Here is a 19213-nt window from a genome sequence, read left to right as displayed (position 1 = left end):
GGACGATCTCTCTTTTGATGCGTGTGGTGAGCGGGGGCATGTCGTCGCGCGCGCCGTCGGGCAGCGTTGCTGCGGCGAGTGGCACCGCCTGCACCCGCTCACCCCGCTGCTCAAGGGCGGGATCTTCCTCATCGTCATCCTCGGCTACGTGCTGAACAGCCTGCGCGACCAGCTCGTCGAGTTCTTCATCCCGGGCGAGCAGCAGGAGGACGGTGACCCGGTCCGGTACGTGTACGAGCACGGCGTCGTCGGCTGGGTCCTGCTCGGCATCGTGGTGCTGCTCCTGGTGCTGATCGGGCTGTTCTACCTGTCCTGGCGCATGCACGAATTCCGCGTCACCGGCGAGATCGTCGAGGTGCGCTCGGGCGTGCTGTTCCGGAACCACCGCAAGGCCCGGCTCGACCGGATCCAGGGCATCAACATCCAGCGGCCGCTCGTGCCCCGGGTGTTCGGCACCGCCAAGCTCGAGATCGCGCAGGCCGGCAACGACGCCAACGTGCAGCTCGCCTACCTCGGGGCCCGTGCCGCCGACGACCTGCGGCAGCGGATCCTGGTGCTCGCGTCCGGGGCGAAGGACGACGACGGCCACGGTGGCCCGTCGCGGCAGTCGCACGGGGCACTGCAGGACCGCGTCGACGAGATGTTCTCGCCCGAGCTCGACCCGGCAGCCGTGCACGCCACCCGTATCGTCAAGGTGCGCCCCGGTCGGCTCATCGCGTCGATGCTGCTGTCCGGCACGACGCTGTTCCTGCTGCTGGTCATCGCCGGCATGATCGTCAGCGTCGCCCTCACCGGTGAGTTCGCGGTGCTGTTCGGGCTGTTCCCCGCCGTGCTCGGTGCCGGCGGCTACTACCTCCGCAAGTTCTCCCGTTCGCTGCAGTACACGATCGCCGAGACCCGCGACGGCATCCGGATCGGCTTCGGGCTGGTCTCGACGTCGAACGAGACGCTGCCGCCCGGCCGCATCCACGCCGTCAGCGTCGCCCAGCCGCTGCTGTGGCGTCCGTTCGGCTGGTGGGACATCCGCATCAACCGTGCGACGAGCGCCGGCAACGGGGCGTCGAGCAACCAGCAGGTGTCCTCGATCGTGCTGCCCGTCGGCACGACGGCGGACGTCCGCGAGGTCCTCGACATCATCCTGCCCGGGCTCGTCGGCACCGTCGTCGCCGGCCCCGAGGCCTCGCAGGAAGCCCTGCGCGAAGGGGCGGCCGAAGCCGTGGACGTCGTCGACGACAGCCTCACCACCTCGGGCGACCGCGGCGGCTTCGTACACTCCCCACGACGTGGCGCCTGGCTCCGTCCGTTCGCGTTCCGGCGCAACGGCTACCGGTTCGTGCAGGGTGCGGTGCTGCTGCGGCTCGGTGCCGTGTGGCGCTCGCTCGTCATCGTGCCGCTTCCCAGGGTGCAGAGCGTCAAGGTCGAGCAGGGTCCCCTCGAGCGTGCCCTGCGGCTCGCAGCCGTCCACGTCCACACCGTGGCCGGTCCGGTCTCGGCCCGCGTCGGTGCGCTCGACGCGCGTGACGCGCAGCGCCTGTGGTCGGAGACGACGCAGCGTGCCGTCGAGGCGGCCGCGGTCGACACGACCCACCGCTGGCGCGAACGGGAGGCCCGTCCCGCGGCCGCCAGGCACGCTGCGGCCGACACCGTGCCCGGGTCCGGAGCCCCTGCCGGGCAGGCGGCGGACCACCGGTCCGGCGCCGTCCCTGCCGGCTGGGACGACGTCCCACCGACCGGAGCCGCACGATGAGGGCCGGGCGTCTCGGGGTCGGCATCGTCGGCGCCGGACGGGTCGGACCCGTCCTCGGAGCAGCCCTGGCGAACGCGGAGCACGCTGTCGTCGGGGTGACCGCCGTGTCCGACGAGGGCCGTGACCGCGCCGAGGCCATGCTGCCCGGCGCCCCGGTGCTCGCGACGCCGGACCTGGTGGAGCGGAGCGAACTCGTGCTGCTCGCGGTGCCGGACGACCAGCTCGCGTCGCTCGTGCAGGGGCTGGCGGACGCCGGGATCTGGCAGCCGGGGCAGCTCGTCGTGCACACCAGCCCGGACCACGGCGTCGGCATCCTCGCCCCGGCGATGGCGGCCGGTGCCATCCCGTTGGCGATCCACCCCGCGATGGCCTTCACGGGCACGAGCGTCGACCTGTCCCGGCTGCGCGACGCGTACTGCGCGGTGACCGCCCCGGCGCCCGTGCTGCCGATCGCGCAGGCGCTCGTGGTCGAGATGGGCGCCGAGCCGTTCGTCGTCGCCGAGGCGGACCGGCCCGCCTACGCCGACGCGGTGCGGGCCGCCGTGAGCTTCTCGACCGCGATCGTCGACCAGTCGGCGGGCACCCTGTCCGGCATCGGCGTCGAACACCCGGGACGTGTCCTCGGTGCGCTCGTCCGCTCCGCCGTCGACAACGCGCTCACCGCCGCCGACGGGCAGTCGACGCTCTAGCGGTTCGGGGGCGGGACCGCGGCGCGGGTAGCATTTCCCCCGACCCCCACGACCATCGGAGCCGCACCCGCATGACCGACGAGACCGTCACCCCCGACACCGCGATCGCCGACGCCGCCGCACTGGCCGAGCAGGAGACCAGCGAGCAGCGACAGGTCCGGCTCGACAAGCGGGCGAAGCTGCTGGAGTCGGGCATCGAGGCGTACCCCGCCGAGCTCCCCATCACCACGACGATCCCGGCCGTGCGCGAGCAGTACGCGCACCTGGAGACCGGCGAGGAGACCCAGGACGTCGTGGGCATCGCGGGTCGCGTGGTGTTCTCGCGCAACACCGGCAAGCTCTGCTTCGCGTCCCTGCAGTCGGGCGACGGCTCGCGCATCCAGGCGATGGTCTCCCTGGCCGAGGTGGGGGACGAGTCCCTCGCCCGCTGGAAGGAGTTCGTCGACCTGGGCGACCACGTGTTCGTGCACGGCCGCGTGATCTCCTCGCGCCGCGGCGAGCTGTCGATCATGGTCGACGACTGGGCGATCGCGGCGAAGGCGATCCTGCCGCTGCCGAACCTGCACAACGAGCTCAACGAGGAGACGCGGGTCCGCCAGCGCTACCTCGACCTCATCGTCCGCGACGAGGCCCGCGCCACCGTGCGTGCCCGCGCCGCCGTGATGGCCTCGCTCCGCCAGACCTTCACCGCGCACGAGTACCTCGAGGTCGAGACCCCGATGCTGCAGACCCAGCACGGCGGCGCCTCGGCCCGACCGTTCGTGACGCACTCGAACGCCTTCGACACCGAGCTGTTCCTGCGCATCGCACCCGAGCTGTTCCTGAAGCGTGCCGTCGTCGGTGGCATCGACCGGGTGTTCGAGATCAACCGGAACTTCCGGAACGAGGGTGCCGACTCGTCGCACTCGCCCGAGTTCGCGATGGTCGAGGCGTACCAGGCGTACGGCAACTACGAGCAGATGGCCGACCTGACGCAGGAGCTCGTGCAGAACGCGACCCGCGCGGTCACCGGTGGTGCGCTCGAGGTCACCCTGCCCGACGGCAGCACCTACGACCTGGGTGGCGAGTGGCCCCGCATCGACATGTACGGCTCGCTGTCCGAGGCCGCGGGGCGTGAGATCACCCCGGAGACCCCGCTCTCCGAGCTGCAGGCGCTCGCCGAGGCCGAGGGCGTCGAGGTCGCCCACGCCACGCACGGCAAGTACGTCGAGGAGCTCTGGGAGCACTTCGTCATCGACTCGCTCGACCGCCCGACCTTCGTGATGAACTTCCCGGTCGACACCTCGCCGCTCACCCGGCAGCACCGCACCCGTCCGGGCGTCGTCGAGAAGTGGGACCTCTACGTCCGCGGCTTCGAGCTCGGCACGGCGTACTCGGAGCTCGTCGACCCGGTCGTGCAGCGGGAGCGGTTCGTCGAGCAGGCGAAGCTCGCGGCCGGCGGTGACCTCGAGGCGATGCGCGTCGACGAGGACTTCCTGCGGGCCCTGGAACACGCGATGCCCCCGTCGGGCGGCATGGGCATGGGGATCGACCGCCTGCTCATGGCCATCACGGGCCTGGGCATCCGCGAGACGATCCTGTTCCCGCTGGTCAAGTAGCTCCCGGTCCGCCGGGGTACGATGCTCGGGTGCCTGAAGGAGTCGTAAGCGGGATCGTCTTCGCCCTGACGCCGACCATCGTCGTCGGCCTGATCTTCTGGTTCGTGATGCGCGCGATCATGCGTGCCGACCGGACCGAGCGTGCCGCGTACGCCAAGGTCGAGGCCGAGGAGCGCGCCCGCTTCGAGCGTGAGCACGGTCGCCCCGCGCCGGCTCCGACGTCGGCCGAGTAGCCGCCCGCGCACGATCCACTTCACCCCGTGTTCACCGCGCGGTGTGATCCTGTCGCGCATGCCCACCATCCCGGAGTCCGCCGCCGGCGTCGATGACCTCGACGACCTCGACGTGGAGGACGCCTTCGGGCACCCGGCGTCCGGGGCGTCCGTCTCGCCCGTCGGCAGCGACGACGGACCCCTCGACGACGAGGGTGACGTCGACGACCTCGACGTCTGAGCGCCGACGGACCGACACGCACCGTTCACCTCGCCGACGCGTGCCGGGGTGAGCATCGTCCGCATGGCAACCACCGCACATCCCTTCACGGGCCGCAGCCTCGTCGGTGACATCGAGAGCGAGTACGACGAGTTCGACCGAGACGCAGACCTCGAGGTCTCCAAGCGCCGGGACGGGTGGCTCGAACCCTCCTGGTGACCCCCACCCATTCGGTATTCGGGGTACGACGACCAGATCGCACTGATCCGGTCGGACGTACCCCTTTTGCATGTCCGGAGTACGCAGTCGCCTGGGGTACACGATCGGAAACGCTGGTGAAATACGCCTGCAACGCCGGAAACACGGCGTTATCCGCTTGATCTAGGGGCGATTGGGGGACCAGACTGGCGGTGGGCTGTACCCCGCGGGGGACGCTTTCGATGATGAAGCACGGAGAACCCTGAGAATCGCTCCGAACGATTTGTGGGGTACACCTCCGGGCCGCTTTACTCATCAGCACCCCCCGGCAACGCCCCACGAAGCCATCACCGTCGAACGCAGGGAGAAACACCATGACGATCGCAACGGCTGCACCCAGCACCACCCGCCGCACCGCCACCAAGAAGGCATCGGCATCGAAGACCGCGACCGCCGAGTCCGCCACCACCTCCCTCGACACCGAGGTCGAGGCCGACGAGCAGCTCGCCGGTGTCCGCGGCGCCTCGGTCGACCAGGTCGGCGACTACCTCCGTCACATCGGCCGTCTCTCGCTCCTCACCGCCGAGGAAGAAGCGCAGATCGCACGCCGCATCGAGGTCGGGCTCTTCGCCGAAGAGAAGCTCGCCACCGAGAAGGGTCTCGCGAAGACCCTGCAGCGTGAACTCCGCTGGCTCGTCCGCGACGGTGAGCGCGCCAAGGAGCGCATGATCACCTCGAACCTCCGCCTCGTCGTGAGCATCGCCAAGCGGTACTCGCAGCGCGGCCTGCCCTTCATGGACGTCATCCAGGAGGGCAACCTCGGCCTGGTCCGTGCCGTCGAGAAGTTCGACTTCACGCAGGGCTACAAGTTCTCGACCTACGCCACCTGGTGGATCCGCCAGGCCATCTCGCGTGGTCTCGCCGACAAGGCACGCACGATCCGCATCCCGGTGCACACCGTCGAGCTCATCAACAAGATCTCGCGCACCGAGCGTGACCTGACCGTCGACCTCGGCCGTGCGCCGATGCCGGACGAGGTCGCCGCCGAGCTGAGCATGAGCGTCGAGGAACTGGTCGACCTCAAGGGCCGTTCGCACGAGCCGGTCTCGATCCACACCGTGGTCGGCGACTCCGACGACAGCGAACTCGGTGACTTCATCGAGGACGAGGACGCCGCGAGCCCGAACGAGCTCACCGAGACGACGCTGCTGCACCGCGACATCCGCTCCATCGTCGCCGAGCTGCCGAGCGACGAGGCGAACGTCATCCGCATGCGCTACGGCCTGGACGACGACAAGCCGATGACCCTCGACGAGATCTCGAAGATCGTGCACACGACCCGCCAGGCCGTCAGCCGGGTGGAGTCGCGCGCCAAGCTGCGCCTGTTCGCCAAGGCGGTCTCGCAGGACATGCAGCTGTACCTGACCGACTAGGTCGGTGGACTTCGGCCGGCACGTTCACCCGTGCCGGCGCGGGGAAACCGGGTCGTTCTGTGGGAAGACGATCCGGTGGGGTGATGGGACGGCCCGCTCGAGCATTGCTCGAGCGGGCCATTCACGTTTCCGGAGCCGGAGCCGGAGCCGGAGCCGGAGCCGGAGCCGGAGCCAGAGCCAGGGCCAGCCCCGGCGCGGCGTCAGTCGTCGATCTCGCGCCGGAGCTTCTGCCGCAGGTCACTCGGGATGAGCTCGACCAGCTGGTCGGGACGCACCGGCAGGTCGAGCAGGCTGAGCTTCACGCGTCCGGTGCGCCCGTGCCGCTCGGCGTCGAGGCGCACCACGCTGCCGGCGTCCTTGCGGAGCCGCATGTCGATCTGCGCCCCGGTGGCCACCTCGCCGACCACGAGCCCGTCGACCTCGAGCGCGGCGCTCCTGGTGCCCTCGGCGATGTCGAACCGATAGCGCTCCCGTGCGGCGAGCACCACCGAGCGGTCGATCCCGGCCATCGGCGCGACCGGCGTCACCACCGAGCCGGACAGCGCGGGGGAGAGCACCGGCCCACCGGCGGCGTAGTTGTACGCGGTGGAGCCGGCCGGGGTCGCGGCCACGATGGCGTCGGCCCGGTAGTACCCGTACCCGAGGCCTCCGACGCTGAGGTCGGCCGACACCTGCCCGGAGCCCGGCCGTCGCACGATGGTCAGGTCGTTGAACGCCAGGTAGTCGGTGCGGGCGCCACCCCAGGACAACCGGGCCTCGAGCGCGTGGTGCGGCTCGAGCTGGTACTCGCCGGCGGACAACCGCTCCAGCGCGCTCTCGAGCTCGGGCGGCTCGATCTCGACCAGGAACCCGACGTTGCCGTAGTTCACGCCGAGGACGGGCACCGGGCGCTTGGCCACGAGCCGCATCGCGCCGAGCATGGTGCCGTCGCCGCCGAGGGCCACGACCAGGTCGACGCGGTCGGTGAAGTCGTCGTCGTCGACCACGTCGACCCCGCCACCGATGCGCTGGGCGTCCGCCCGCCGGGCGAGCAGCTCGCCCTGGCCGGACGCGTTCCAGCGCTGCAGGGTCGTCACGGACTCCTGCACGTTCTTGGTCGGGTGGACGACGAGGCCGACGACGGGCTGCTCCATGACCGGATCGTACCGAGCGGACCTCCGATGCGGGCTGTCTCTTCGCAGAGACATGCGATATTCTGAATACATGCAGACCGCTCAGCTCTCCGTCGCCCTCCCTTCCGTCCGGCACGGCCGCGAGATCGTGCTGCTCGCCGACCTCGAATCCCACGAGTCCGGCTTCGGCTTCGTCGACGCCGAACACCTGCTGCTGGCCGCCGTCACGCTCTGCGCCGGCATGCCCCGCTTCCGCCCTGTCCTCGACGCCCACCGGATCACCCCGGACACCGTCCGCTCCGGCATCCGCGCCTTCGTCGGCGCCCACACCACCTGCCCCGGCGAACACGACCGGGTCGCGTGCACGCCCGCTGCGATGCGCGTGCTCGCCCGCGCCGCGACGATCGCCGGCCGTTCGGAGCGCATCCGGCCGCCGCACGTCGTCCTCGCCGTGCTCGACTCGGTCGACGATCCGCTCGCCGGATCGGCGCACGACGTCCTCGACGCCCTGGGCGTCGACGCGCGTCGCTTCCGACGCGACCTGCGTCGCGCGGTGCGGCGCGCCTGACCCAGCGCGACCGACAAGCGGACTGGAGGCCCGTGGCGATCCCGACACGAGCCTCCAGTCCGTCTCGTCGTTCGCTCACTGCGCACAAGACGCACCCTGGTCACGCCCACGGCGAACAGGGGCAGCCCCCGGGGGGAGCGCTGGTTACTCTCGAAGTACTTGGCCGGACTCACACGAGACCGGCACAGCGTCGGCTCCGCTCATCAGGGGCCAAGGGAGAGCACATGTTCGAGAGATTCACCGACCGGGCCCGTCGTGTTGTCGTCCTCGCTCAAGAAGAAGCGAAGATGCTCAACCACAACTACATCGGCACCGAGCACATCCTCCTCGGCCTCATCCACGAGGGCGAGGGCGTCGCCGCCAAGGCGCTGGAGTCGCTGGGCATCTCGCTCGACGCCGTGCGCGAGCAGGTCCAGGACATCATCGGGCAGGGCCAGCAGCAGCCGACCGGGCACATCCCGTTCACGCCGCGCGCCAAGAAGGTGCTCGAGCTGTCCCTGCGCGAGGCGCTGCAGCTCGGCCACAACTACATCGGCACGGAGCACATCCTGCTCGGCCTGATCCGCGAGGGCGAGGGTGTCGCAGCCCAGGTCCTCGTGAAGCTCGGCGCCGACCTGAACCGGGTGCGCCAGCAGGTCATCCAGCTCCTGTCCGGCTACCAGGGCAAGGAAGCGGTCGCCGTCGGCGGCGAGCAGCAGCAGAACGCGCAGCAGGGTTCGCAGGTCCTCGACCAGTTCGGTCGGAACCTCACCCAGGCCGCGCGTGACGGCAAGCTCGACCCCGTCATCGGGCGCGAGAAGGAGATGGAGCGGGTCATGCAGATCCTCTCCCGCCGCTCCAAGAACAACCCCGTCCTGATCGGTGAGCCCGGCGTCGGCAAGACCGCCGTCGTCGAGGGCCTCGCCCAGGCGATCGTCAAGGGCGACGTGCCCGAGACGCTGAAGGACAAGCAGCTCTACTCGCTCGACCTCGGGTCGCTCATCGCCGGGTCCCGCTACCGCGGTGACTTCGAGGAGCGCCTGAAGAAGGTCACGAAGGAGATCCGCACCCGCGGCGACATCATCGTCTTCATCGACGAGATCCACACGCTCGTCGGTGCCGGTGCAGCCGAGGGCGCGATCGACGCGGCCTCGATCCTCAAGCCGCTCCTCGCCCGCGGTGAGCTCCAGACCATCGGTGCCACCACGCTCGACGAGTACCGCAAGCACTTCGAGAAGGACGCCGCACTCGAGCGTCGCTTCCAGCCGGTGCAGGTCAACGAGCCGTCCCTGCCCCACGCGATCAACATCCTCAAGGGTCTGCGCGACAAGTACGAGGCGTTCCACAAGGTGTCCATCACCGACGGCGCGATCGTCGCCGCGGCGAACCTGGCGGACCGTTACGTGCAGGACCGCTTCCTGCCGGACAAGGCCATCGACCTGATCGACGAGGCCGGCGCTCGCCTGCGTCTGTCGATCCTGTCGGCACCGCCGGAGCTCCGCGAGTTCGATGAGAAGATCTCGACGGTCCGCGGATCGAAGGAAGCCGCCATCGAGGAGCAGGACTTCGAGAAGGCCGCGAGCCTGCGCGACGAGGAGAAGAAGCTCCTCGGCGAGCGTCTCCGCCTCGAGAAGCAGTGGCGTGCGGGTGACGTCGCCGCGTCCGGCACCGTCGACGAGGGCATCATCGCCGAGGTCCTGGCCCAGGCCACGGGCATCCCGGTGTTCAAGCTCACCGAGGAGGAGACCTCGCGTCTCGTCTTCATGGAGAAGGCACTGCACGAGCGCGTCATCGGTCAGGAAGAGGCCATCTCGGCCCTGTCCAAGACCATCCGCCGTACCCGTGCCGGCCTGAAGGACCCGAACCGTCCCTCCGGCTCGTTCATCTTCGCCGGCCCCACGGGCGTCGGGAAGACCGAGCTCGCCAAGGCCCTCGCCGAGTTCCTGTTCGACGACGAGGGTGCGCTGATCTCCCTCGACATGTCGGAGTTCGGTGAGAAGCACACCGTGTCCCGCCTGTTCGGCGCCCCTCCCGGGTTCGTCGGGTTCGAGGAGGGCGGCCAGCTCACCGAGAAGGTGCGCCGCAAGCCGTTCTCCGTGGTCCTGTTCGACGAGATCGAGAAGGCCCACCCGGACATCTTCAACTCGCTGCTGCAGGTGCTCGAGGAAGGCCGTCTCACCGACGGTCAGGGCCGCGTGGTCGACTTCAAGAACACCGTCATCATCATGACCACGAACCTCGGTTCGCAGGGCATCGCCGGTGGCCCGGTGGGCTTCCAGGTCGAGGGTGACTCGGCCGTCGGCTACGACCGCATGCGCGGCAAGGTCAACGAGGAGCTCAAGAAGCACTTCAAGCCCGAGTTCCTGAACCGTGTCGACGACACGATCGTGTTCCCGCAGCTGTCGCAGCCCGAGCTGCTGCAGATCGTGGACCTGTTCGTGAAGCGTCTGGCCGACCGCCTGCTCGACCGCGACATGACCGTCGAGCTCACGCTGCCGGCCAAGGAGCAGCTCATCAAGGTCGGGTTCGACCCGTCCCTCGGTGCACGGCCCCTGCGTCGCGCGATGCAGCACGAGGTCGAGGACCAGCTGTCCGAGCACATCCTGCAGGGTGAGCTCAACGCCGGTGACCACGTGAAGGTCGACTTCGTCGACGGTGCGTTCCACTTCGAGACCGGGCGTCAGCCGGGCCGCGAAGAGGTCCTCGCCGGTGCAGCCGCGGTCGAGGCCGCGACCGACACGCCCCAGGGCGAGATCGAGTCCTAGGACCTGACACCCCACGGACAGGAGGCTCGGTGCCAGCTGGCACCGGGCCTCCTGTCCGTTCTCGGGTCGCGTTCAGATCCCGCATCGCCGATCTGCGCGTCCTTGCGGCCACGGACCCCCGTCCGGGGGTACTGTGATGACAACGCGCGAGACGTTCCCCCCAACTCCTCGCGCGTCGCGCTCGATCGGTTCCCCCCAACGGATCGAGACGCAGCCGGCCCCGGTCTGTTCGCAGACCGGGGCCGTTGCACGTCCGGGGGTGGTTCGTTCGGGGCCTGTCGGCCGCGCGGGCGTGCGCCGCGTCAGACGGCGTCGGGCAGCTGTGCGGCGAAGTCGCGGACGGCGCGCTCCCAGCGCTCCGGATCCTCGTTCCACTCGAGCGTGTGCGGCGCCGTGCGGAACGTGACCGTGGTGGCGCCCTGCCGCGCGGCGACGTCGTCGGCCGCGACCAGGGCGTCGGCCTCGGAGTGGATCAGCAGCGTCGGCGTCGACGAGTCCTGCCAGGTGGTCGTCGTGACGGGAGTCGGGGCCCCGGCGAGCCGCGACAGCACGTTCGCGGTCGCGATGCGGGCGGCGACGGTGCCGACGAACGCGGGCAGGTGCGCGCCCCGGACGGCCCCGCGGAGTGCCGAGGCGACGTCCAGCAGGGGTGAGATGGCCACGAGTCCGTCGACGTCGACGCGTGCGGCGGCGACGGAGCAGGCGAGCGCACCGGCGGACCAGCCCTGCAGCACGACGCGCTGGGCACCGCGGGCCCGGGCGGCGCGGACGGCGGCGACGATGCGGTCCGCTGCCCCGGCGTCGAGGGAGCGGAGCGGCAGGTCGGTGGTGTCGACGATCTCGGACGAGGCGCCGAGCGAACGCCAGACGCCGACACCGCGCAGGACCTGGCGCGGGCCCAGGGACTGGCCGTGCACGTGGACCACGTGGGTCGTGGCGGCCTCGGGCTCGGTACCGGGCACGTCGTCCGGTCCGTCGTACCGCAGGGCGTCCCAGCCCCACGCACCGGTCGCCACGGGGGCGGTGACGCTGCGGCGGACGGTGTCGCCCTCCCTGCGGGCCCCGGTCGCCGTGCTCGCGGTGATGATCGCGCCGACCTGCACCCGGGTGTCGTCGCGCTGCAGGTCGTAGGTGCCCGGCAGGCGGGTGTCGCGGGTGGCGGTCAACTCGACCTCGGTGTCCGAGGCGCTGCGGACCGTGGCGGTCGCCGTGTACGGCGTGGGGAACAGCAACCGCCGTGCGACGAACGCGCCGAGTCCGAGCGTGCCGACCGCCCCTGCCGCGGTCCCGAGTGCCGTGATGCGTGCGCCGGTCATGTGATCTCCCTGAGTCGTGCCGTGGTGAGCGTCGCAGCGGCCGGGACGTCCTGCCCGGCCTCGCGCGCGCGGTCTTCGATCTCGACGGACAGTCGGTGCTGCCGACTCCGCCACTGGCGACGCTGCCACACGATCGTGAAGTAGAGCCCGGTGTTGCCCGATGCCGTCTCGAGCCGCCGGAGTTCCGGTTCGAGCACGCGGAACCGGCGTCGGGCGGCCCGCCAGTCGCGGAACTCCCGTGCGGCGTCGGGCAGCACGCCACCGGCCGCGCCGATGGCGAGCAGGACCATCGAACCGAGGAACACCGGGGTGTAGAGCGTCGACAGGACCCCGACCGCACCGTCGGCACCGGCGACGTGCACGGCGTCGAGGGCGATCGCGATGCCGGCGAGCAGCACGAGGCCGGCGGCACCGACGACGAAGAGCCAGTACAGGCGGCCGAGCCCGTCACCGCTCCGGAACCCGCGCAGCACGGCGACGGCCGACCGGGCGATCACGATGGCGATGTAGGTCATCTCCACCGCCGAGTAGAGCGCGGTCGGCAGCTGGTCGCCGTAGGCCACCATGAACTGCGCCGTGGGGGTTGGTGCGTCGATGAGGCTGAACAGCACGACGAGGGCGACGAGCACGAGCACGCAGCCGATGATGCGGCTGGCGCGCAGGAGCTTGGCGGAGCGTGCCGCGGCCTCGACCGACTGCGCGAGGGCGAACATGCCGCACACCATCAGGCAGCGGCCGATCAGGTCGGCGATGTTCGGCACGTGCGTCACGCCGGCGAGGAACGTCGTGACGTCGGGCTGGTTGATCGTGAGCCCGACGGCGACGCAGCTGCAGCAGACCATCAGCCAGGTGACGCTGGCGGACTGGGTGCGCACCAGGAGCAGCCGGGCGACCAGCACCGCCAGGATCAGCCAGACCGGGATCGACCCCCAGACGTGCAGCGTCACCGCGTCACCGGAAGATCCCGGGCTGGCCCTCGGGGTCGAGCAGCCCGATCCGCAGCGCGAGCTGGTCGGCGACGAGCTCGACGGCCTGTTCGTGCGGGGTGTCGAGCGAGCGGGTGAACGCCGTCCGGCCGCTGAGCAGCCCCGTGTACGCCTGGTGGTCGCAGCCGGTGTCGTCCATGAACACGTGGGCGAGCTCGTGCAGCACGCACGCCACCCGGGAGCGTTCGGACAGCTCGGGGCGGGTCTCGAGCAGGGCATGGTCGGTGCGCTGGATGAGCCGCGCGGACAGGTCGCCCGGCAGCTCCGTGGTGCGCACGTGGATCGGTTTGCCGAGCGCCGCCTCGGCACGGGCGGTCAGCTCCGGCAGGGACAGCCGACGGGGGAGCCCGAGGCGCTGCACGCGGCGACGGGCCTCGGTCTGCCGACGCAGGGCGTCGAAGCGGTCGCGGTACCCGCTCACGGGGTGCCCCCCGACTCGTCCAGGCGACGCAGGTGGTCGGTGAAGTCGCGGATCTCGTCCGCCGAGGCGAACTCGCCCAGACGCCGGGTGGCGAACGCCACCACCTCTCGCTTGCGGAGTTCGAGCACGAGCTCCAGCTGCGCCTGCACCCGCTCCGGCACGTCCGTGTTGCCGGCCGCGTCGGTCAGGTACTCCGCCGGGACGCCGAAGTAGGTCGCCAGGGCGGCCAGGAGTCGCTGGTCTCGGACGGCCGGACCGTTGCCGCCGAGCATGTAGCCCCAGCGCGGTCGACTCATCGACGCACCCTGCGCCTCGATCTCGGCGGCGATCTCCTTGTACGGGGGTCGCTGGCCCGAGTTGGCCTCGACGACGTCCATCAGGAGCTGCAGTTTGCGCGACAGTTCCCGTCGGTGTGCGTCGTCGTCGTTGTACTCGATCACGTGTCCCCACTCTCACATCTGTCTCAGACATGATAAAACTGATCCAGCGCGTCGGCCGGTGTCACCACTCTGCCAGGCTCGCGCTCGCTCGTCAGGTCGGCATTTCGATGGGGGGATGCCGAACGGGGGACGAACGAACGGGAGGCGCGGTGCCAGCTGGCACCGCGCCTCCCGTCCGTCGTGTGGTGCGGACTACGCCTGCACGTCGCCGCGCCAGCCCGGCTGGGTCGGTGCGTTCTCGACGCGCTCCTTGTAGTTCTGCAGGTCCTTCTTGACGGCGTGGCCGCCGACGCCCACGACCGAGCCGAGCTTCTCGAGGATGCCGGAGGGCTCCCAGTCGATCTGCACGGTGACACGGGTCTCGGCGTCGGAGAGCTTGTGGAAGGTGACGACACCGGCGTGGTCGGTCTCGCCGTCCTTCACGGTCCAGGCGACACGCTCGTCGGGGTGCTGTTCCGTGATGAGGGCACGGAACTCGCGCTCCTGGCCGGCGATCTTCACGGTCCAGTCGGTGGTCTTGTCGTCCACCTGGACGATCTTCTCGACCTCGTCGAGGAAGTGCGGGAACTCCTCGAAACGGGTCCACTGGTCGTAGGCCTGGCGGACGGGGACGTTGACGTCGACGGTTTCGATGATCTGAGGCATACACCGGACGGTAGGCCGATCGACCTGGGCGGCACTCAGCAGCGCTGTCCCCCTGCGGCTTCGGCGGATGCGGGTCCGTCCGTCGCTGCGCAGTAGTGTGAGGCGGATGACAGAGCACGGCAAGCACGCGTTCCACGAGCGCGACGACCACGGGATCCTCGTGCGTCCGGCGCTCGCCTCGGACGTCCCGCACATCCAGCGGCTCATCGCCCCCTACGTCGACCGGCGCATCCTGCTCGGCAAGGAGAACGTCGCCCTGTACGGCTCGATCCAGCAGTTCCGGATCGCCGAAGGGCCCGACGGCACCCCGATCGGGTGTGGCGCGCTCGCCGTCTTCTGGGACGACATCGCCGAGGTGCGCACGCTCGCCCTCGACGAGCAGTGGATCCACAAGCGCGTCGGGCACCGGATGCTCGAAGCGCTCGAGCACGACGCCCGCGAACTCGGCGTCGCCCGGATCTTCTGCCTGACCTTCGAGGTCGACTTCTTCGCGAAGCACGGGTACCTGGAGATCGGCGAGAGCGTCGTGTCACCGGACGTCTACGCCGAACTGGTCCGCTCGTCGGACGAAGGGGTCGCGGAGTTCCTCGACCTCGCCCGGGTCAAGCCGAACACCCTCGGCAACACCCGCATGCTGAAGAACCTCTGACGCTTTCTCGTGCCGCCCGGCGGGGTGGCCGTGTGCGGCCCGCGCCGTTGTCTACCCTGTGCGCATGTCGTCGTTGCGTCACCCCGTCGGGCCCGAGAAGCCGGTCGTCTACTGGCGCCGCCGGGCGCTCGTGCTCGCGGCGCTGCTGGTCGTCGTCCTGGTCGTGGTGCTCATCGTCGTCGGGCGGGGGAGCGGGGCCACGTCGGCGGCGCCGAGTGCGTCGGCCTCTGCTGGTGCCGGGTCTGGTGCCGGTGCGTCGTCTGCCGGGTCTGCCGGTTCCGGTTCCGGGTCCTCGCGGTCTGCGGCGCCGAAGCCGGCGGCTTCCGCCTCGGCTGCTGCGACGAAGCCCGCTGCCGCGGACGGCTCGACCTGCACGAAGGACCAGATCGTCCTGACCCCGGTGCTCGACAAGTCGGCCTACGGCCCCACCGAGGACCCGAAGATCGCGATGTCGATCAAGAACTCCGGCACGAACTCCTGCCACCTGGACCTCGGATCGGCGCAGCAGGTGCTGACGATCAGCTCCGGCCAGGAGCAGTACTGGTCGTCGAAGGACTGCCAGACCGGCGGCACGAACCAGGACGTCACGATCAGGTCGGGTCAGACGCTCACGACCCCGGCGATCGCCTGGGACCGCACCCGCTCGTCCACTTCGACGTGCGACTCGTCACGGCCGGCGGTCACCGCGGGAGGCGCGAGCTACCACCTGCAGGTCGCCGTCGGGAACCTCGAGTCGAAGACCTCGGTGCAGTTCATCCTGCAGTAGGCGGCGGGTGCGCGGTTCGCGGTTCCGGCTGGCCTGTGCCGAGCAGGGCGCCGGGAACAGCAACAGGCCCCGTCGTCCGAAGACGACGGGGCCTGTTCAAGCTGATGTGATCAGCCGAGGACGGTGATGTTCTCCGCCTGCGGGCCCTTGCGGCCCTCGGTGATGTCGAACTCCACCTTCTGGTTCTCCTCGAGCGACTTGTAGCCGTTGCCAGCAATCGCAGAGAAGTGCGCGAAGACGTCAGCGCTGCCGTCGTCCGGGGCGATGAAGCCGAAGCCCTTTTCGTTGTTGAACCACTTGACGGTACCGGTAGATGCCATGATGGCGTTTCCTTAGCTTTCTTGCTTCCGCCAAGGTGCAGATGCACCGACGGAGACCCCGACGTACGTCGACGGGGGTGATGCGCCACGCGGGCAGGTGCCGGCGGGACGGGTTCGGGGCCAGGCCTGTCGGCCAGTGACCCTGGGGCCCGGGTTGAGGGGCAAACCACCTCGCCCGGACGTTGAGCGCCGCCGAAGCGGTTCCATCAGGCTAGCGTGCTCTGGGCCGACTGGCTACCCGTGCGTCACGGAACGACGAAAATCTGGTGGAATTGAGCTGATGGCAGACAAGGAACAGCGCTTCCGGAGCGAACAACTCGAGGAAGCCCTCGCGAAGCAGGACGTCGCTGCGGTGGCGTTCGCGCTCCGCCACGACATCGTGATCGTCCCCCGGCTCGTCACCGGCAAGAAGGACATGCAGGTGCGGGTGTTCGGCCGTGAGGGGTCGGACAAGCGCATCCTGCTGCTGTTCTCGTCGGCGGACGCCTACACGGCGATGGTGCCGGACGAGAAGATCCGGCAGGTCATGGTCTACGACGGGCCGCGGCTCGAGGAGTTCCTGGCCGCCCACCTCGACATGCTCGAGGGCGTGTTCTTCGACATCGCCGGCCCGCACACGATGCAGGCCGCGCCGGCGGACCTGCTGGCCGCTTTGCGCGCGTAGCCGCTCAGAACGCGCGGTCGAGCTCGCGTTCGCGCGGGGACTGCGTCATCGAGAACGCCACACGCAGGGCTTCGCGCAGGTGCCCGGAGTCCGAGCCGAGCACGGTCGTGAACCCGAGGCGGGTGGCCTCGTTCACGCGCTGCTTCGTGCCCGTGGCCGGACGGATCTCGCCGGCGAGGCTGATCTCGCCGACGGCCGCCAGCGTGTGCGGGTACGGACGGTCTCGTGCGGCGCTCGCGAGGGCCAGCGCGATCGCCAGGTCGGCGCCGGGCTCCGTGAGCTTCATGCCGCCCACCGTGGACACGTAGACGTCGGCGTCGGACAGCTTGAGGCCGGCGCGGCGTTCGAGCACCGCGAGCAGCATCGCCACACGGGAGGCATCGACACCGTTCACGACCCGGCGTGGCTGTGGCGCCGAACTCGGGACGATGAGCGCCTGCACCTCGACCGGCAGCGCCCGACGCCCCTCGAGTGCGACGGTGACGCAGGTGCCGGACACCGGGGTGGCGTTCTTCGACATGAAGAGGCCGCTCGGGTCGGGGACCTCGTGGATGCCGTCGCCGCCCATGTCGAAGCACCCGACCTCGTCGGTGGGGCCGAAGCGGTTCTTGAGCGCCCGGACGAAGCGCAGTGCCGTCTGCCGGTCGCCCTCGAAGTGGCAGACGACGTCGACCAGGTGCTCCAGGAGCCGCGGGCCGGCGATCGTGCCGTCCTTCGTGACGTGGCCGACGATGAGGACGGGCAGGGCGCGGTCCTTCGCGATGCGGATCAGGGTCGAGGCGACCTCGCGCACCTGGGACGTGCCGCCCGCGATGCCGTCGATCGAGCTCGACGAGATGGTCTGCACGGAGTCGGCGATGAGCAGGTCGGGCTGGACCTGGTCGATCTGGCCGATGATCACGCCGAGGTCGACCTCGCTCGCCAGGTACAGGTCGTCGTGCATCGCCCCGGTGCGTTCGGCACGGAGTCGGACCTGGTCGACGGACTCTTCGGCGCTGACGTAGAGGACGCGCTTGCCCGAGGCTGCGGCTCGGGAGGCGACCTCGAGCAACAGGGTCGACTTGCCGACGCCGGGCTCGCCGCTCAGCAGGACCGCGGCACCCGGCACCACGCCGCCGCCGAGGACGCGGTCGAACTCGCCAATGCCGGTCTGCCAGCGCTGCACCGAGGTGCCGCGGGCTTCGGTGATCGGTCGCGCGGCCCGGGCGCCGGTGACGGCGACCGCTGACGTGCCGCGGGTGCTCGCCGACGCCGCAGAGCTGTCCTCGACGGTGCCCCAGGTCTGGCACTCACCGCACCGGCCGACCCACTTGATGCTGGTCCAGCCGCACTCGGTGCAACGGTAGAGGGACTGCGGGCGCGCCATGTCGTCGAGGCTAGGCCGTACGGCCGACATCACCGGCGCGATCGTCCGGCTCGTCTGGTCCGCTTGGTTCGTCCGACCGGTCTCGTTCGTCGGGCACTGCGATCGAACCGGTCATCCGGTGGCGCAGGCGCTCGACCGGCCCCGGACCCTGGCGCGAGGCGTGGTCGAGTGCCTCGGCACCGTCGGTGTCCTGCTCGGCGCGGGCGTTCGCCACCGCCCCGGCTTCGCGACCGAGGTTCTCGGCCTCGCGCACGGACAGGTAGTGCCGGATCGCCGCCACGGTGTCGACGCGCGCGTCGACCGCGGGCTCGAAGGCGCTCGCCCAGACCTCGTAGCCGCGGTCGTTCGGGTGGAACAGGTCGCCGTAGCTGTTGAAGAAGGTGCGGCGGACCCCGACGCGCTTCGTGATGGTGTGCAGCGGCGCCACGGTCAGCCCGAACTCGTCGGCCACCCGGTGCACGATCTCGTTCGCCACCGCCACCTTGCGCTCCCGGTCCGGCACGAACATGCACGGCAGCTCGGCCACCACGGCGTGCGAGGGCACCGCGCCGTAGATCGCCCGGATGTTCCGCTCGAACTTGTCCGGATCGAAGTCGGCGATGTCGTTCGCCCCGATCGACACCGTGCAGACGTCGGGCGCGTAGTGCCGGAGCTTCGGCAGCTGGTCACGCTTCGCGCCCCACGTGGTCGAACCGGAGACGCTGAGGTTCACCACCCGCACGGACATGTGCGAGCGGTGCCGGATGCGCCGTGCGAGCAGCCCCACGTAGCCGCGCCCGGGTGCGGTTGCACCGACGCCCTGTGCCGCCGAGTCACCGATCGCCACGTAGAGCAGCTGCCCCTCGTGCTGCTGTCGTTCGCGCCACCAGTCGGCGTGGATCGGGAGCATGTCGACGACCCGTTGCGCCGCTGCCCGTTGGCCCTTCACGCCGGCGCGGGCACCGACGGCTGCGGCACCGACGACGCCGAGGCTGCCGACGACGGAGGTGAGGAGTGCGATGAGCGTGCGGGATCTCATGCCGTGGACGGTACGCCCGCCGGTCTTGCCGGAGACGAGGAGGACCTGTGGGTGTGGGGAGAGCCCTGCAGGTGACCCCCTGTGGAGGGCGACCCGGCCCG

Annotated in this window: 21 protein-coding genes; 12 read left to right on the top strand and 9 right to left on the bottom strand. The window is 70.3% G+C overall.

All coding sequences use genetic code 11. The annotated features are described in order from the left end of the window. From DEJ05_RS08435 to DEJ05_RS08415, 7 genes are all read left to right on the top strand, one after another. Positions 1-1747 (top strand): PH domain-containing protein (locus DEJ05_RS08435; protein ID WP_146245059.1); only part of this gene is annotated, 1747 nt, incomplete at its 5' end. Beyond that, positions 1744-2436: a Rossmann-like and DUF2520 domain-containing protein gene (locus DEJ05_RS08430; protein ID WP_164941150.1), complete on the top strand. Its 693-nt coding sequence runs from the start codon at positions 1744-1746 to the stop codon at positions 2434-2436. The genes DEJ05_RS08435 and DEJ05_RS08430, both read left to right, overlap by 4 nt. Positions 2437-2507: 71 nt before the next feature. Continuing rightward, on the top strand, positions 2508-4034 hold the full coding sequence (gene lysS, locus DEJ05_RS08425) for a lysine--tRNA ligase (RefSeq protein ID WP_110895030.1): 1527 nt from the start codon (positions 2508-2510) through the stop codon (positions 4032-4034). Positions 4035-4063: 29 nt separating this feature from the next. Next, on the top strand, positions 4064-4267 hold the full coding sequence (locus DEJ05_RS08420; protein ID WP_071245264.1) for a hypothetical protein: 204 nt from the start codon (positions 4064-4066) through the stop codon (positions 4265-4267). Between the two features lie 58 nt (positions 4268-4325). Beyond that, positions 4326-4487: a hypothetical protein gene (locus DEJ05_RS18055; RefSeq protein WP_163343079.1), complete on the top strand. Its 162-nt coding sequence runs from the start codon at positions 4326-4328 to the stop codon at positions 4485-4487. Positions 4488-4550: 63 nt separating this feature from the next. Next, positions 4551-4685: a hypothetical protein gene (locus DEJ05_RS18315; RefSeq protein WP_258320880.1), complete on the top strand. Its 135-nt coding sequence runs from the start codon at positions 4551-4553 to the stop codon at positions 4683-4685. Between the two features lie 353 nt (positions 4686-5038). Next, positions 5039-6097: a sigma-70 family RNA polymerase sigma factor gene (locus DEJ05_RS08415; RefSeq protein ID WP_111028721.1), complete on the top strand. Its 1059-nt coding sequence runs from the start codon at positions 5039-5041 to the stop codon at positions 6095-6097. A gap of 200 nt (positions 6098-6297) precedes the next feature. Here the strand turns inward: DEJ05_RS08415 and DEJ05_RS08410 are convergent, their stop codons facing one another. Next, complete coding sequence (locus DEJ05_RS08410) at positions 6298-7230, bottom strand: NAD(+)/NADH kinase (RefSeq protein ID WP_071404515.1); 933 nt, start codon at positions 7228-7230, stop codon at positions 6298-6300. Between the two features lie 70 nt (positions 7231-7300). Here DEJ05_RS08410 and DEJ05_RS08405 point away from each other — a divergent pair, with 70 nt between their 5' ends. Both DEJ05_RS08405 and DEJ05_RS08400 read left to right on the top strand, forming a co-directional pair. Continuing rightward, complete coding sequence (locus DEJ05_RS08405) at positions 7301-7777, top strand: Clp protease N-terminal domain-containing protein (protein ID WP_181422596.1); 477 nt, start codon at positions 7301-7303, stop codon at positions 7775-7777. Between the two features lie 224 nt (positions 7778-8001). Next, entirely contained in the window at positions 8002-10521 is a 2520-nt protein-coding gene (locus DEJ05_RS08400; RefSeq protein WP_027467068.1) for an ATP-dependent Clp protease ATP-binding subunit, read from the top strand. A 302-nt stretch (positions 10522-10823) separates the two neighbouring features. On the opposite strand, the gene DEJ05_RS08395 is transcribed toward DEJ05_RS08400, so the two are convergent. The 5 genes from DEJ05_RS08395 to DEJ05_RS08375 all read right to left on the bottom strand — a co-directional run bounded on the left by DEJ05_RS08395 (position 10824) and on the right by DEJ05_RS08375 (position 14329). Continuing rightward, positions 10824-11837 carry a hypothetical protein gene (locus DEJ05_RS08395; protein WP_111110220.1) on the bottom strand — a complete coding sequence of 338 codons (1014 nt, stop codon included), beginning with the start codon at positions 11835-11837 and terminating at the stop codon, positions 10824-10826. Next, on the bottom strand, positions 11834-12784 hold the full coding sequence (locus DEJ05_RS08390; RefSeq protein WP_111024019.1) for a hypothetical protein: 951 nt from the start codon (positions 12782-12784) through the stop codon (positions 11834-11836). The genes DEJ05_RS08395 and DEJ05_RS08390 overlap by 4 nt, the downstream gene beginning before the upstream one ends. Before the next feature lie 4 nt (positions 12785-12788). Beyond that, entirely contained in the window at positions 12789-13244 is a 456-nt protein-coding gene (locus DEJ05_RS08385; protein WP_111110219.1) for a hypothetical protein, read from the bottom strand. Further along, positions 13241-13684, bottom strand: a complete 444-nt coding sequence (locus DEJ05_RS08380; RefSeq protein ID WP_035809351.1) for a hypothetical protein — start codon at positions 13682-13684, stop codon at positions 13241-13243. Before DEJ05_RS08380 ends, DEJ05_RS08385 begins: the two co-directional genes overlap by 4 nt. Positions 13685-13876: 192 nt before the next feature. After that, positions 13877-14329 carry an SRPBCC family protein gene (locus DEJ05_RS08375; RefSeq protein WP_071245255.1) on the bottom strand — a complete coding sequence of 151 codons (453 nt, stop codon included), beginning with the start codon at positions 14327-14329 and terminating at the stop codon, positions 13877-13879. Between the two features lie 106 nt (positions 14330-14435). Between DEJ05_RS08375 and DEJ05_RS08370 the strand changes: the two genes are divergently transcribed. Together DEJ05_RS08370 and DEJ05_RS08365 are read left to right on the top strand one after the other, a co-directional pair. Next, complete coding sequence (locus tag DEJ05_RS08370; protein WP_071245253.1) at positions 14436-14978, top strand: amino-acid N-acetyltransferase; 543 nt, start codon at positions 14436-14438, stop codon at positions 14976-14978. Between the two features lie 64 nt (positions 14979-15042). Continuing rightward, complete coding sequence (locus tag DEJ05_RS08365) at positions 15043-15744, top strand: hypothetical protein (RefSeq protein ID WP_111110218.1); 702 nt, start codon at positions 15043-15045, stop codon at positions 15742-15744. A 110-nt stretch (positions 15745-15854) separates the two neighbouring features. Here DEJ05_RS08365 and DEJ05_RS08360 read toward each other — a convergent pair whose 3' ends face one another. Then, a complete protein-coding gene (locus DEJ05_RS08360) occupies positions 15855-16064 on the bottom strand; it encodes a cold-shock protein (protein WP_017887662.1) in 210 nt (69 codons plus the stop codon). Between the two features lie 280 nt (positions 16065-16344). On the opposite strand from DEJ05_RS08360, the gene DEJ05_RS08355 reads away from it, so the two are divergent. Then, the gene (locus tag DEJ05_RS08355) at positions 16345-16728 is read left to right on the top strand and encodes an SseB family protein (protein WP_017887661.1); all 384 of its coding nucleotides are present in this window, start codon (positions 16345-16347) and stop codon (positions 16726-16728) included. Positions 16729-16732: 4 nt separating this feature from the next. Here DEJ05_RS08355 and radA read toward each other — a convergent pair whose 3' ends face one another. Continuing rightward, a complete protein-coding gene (gene radA / locus DEJ05_RS08350) occupies positions 16733-18094 on the bottom strand; it encodes a DNA repair protein RadA (protein ID WP_027467076.1) in 1362 nt (453 codons plus the stop codon). A 10-nt stretch (positions 18095-18104) separates the two neighbouring features. Then, a complete protein-coding gene (locus tag DEJ05_RS08345; protein ID WP_111028716.1) occupies positions 18105-19112 on the bottom strand; it encodes an SGNH/GDSL hydrolase family protein in 1008 nt (335 codons plus the stop codon). Positions 19113-19213 lie beyond the last annotated feature (101 nt).

This window comes from Curtobacterium sp. MCLR17_045 (assembly GCF_003234405.1).
GTDB lineage: Bacteria > Actinomycetota > Actinomycetes > Actinomycetales > Microbacteriaceae > Curtobacterium > Curtobacterium flaccumfaciens.
The sequence above is the reverse complement of the archived record's forward strand: the minus strand, read 5'-3'. Positions and strand labels throughout refer to the sequence as shown.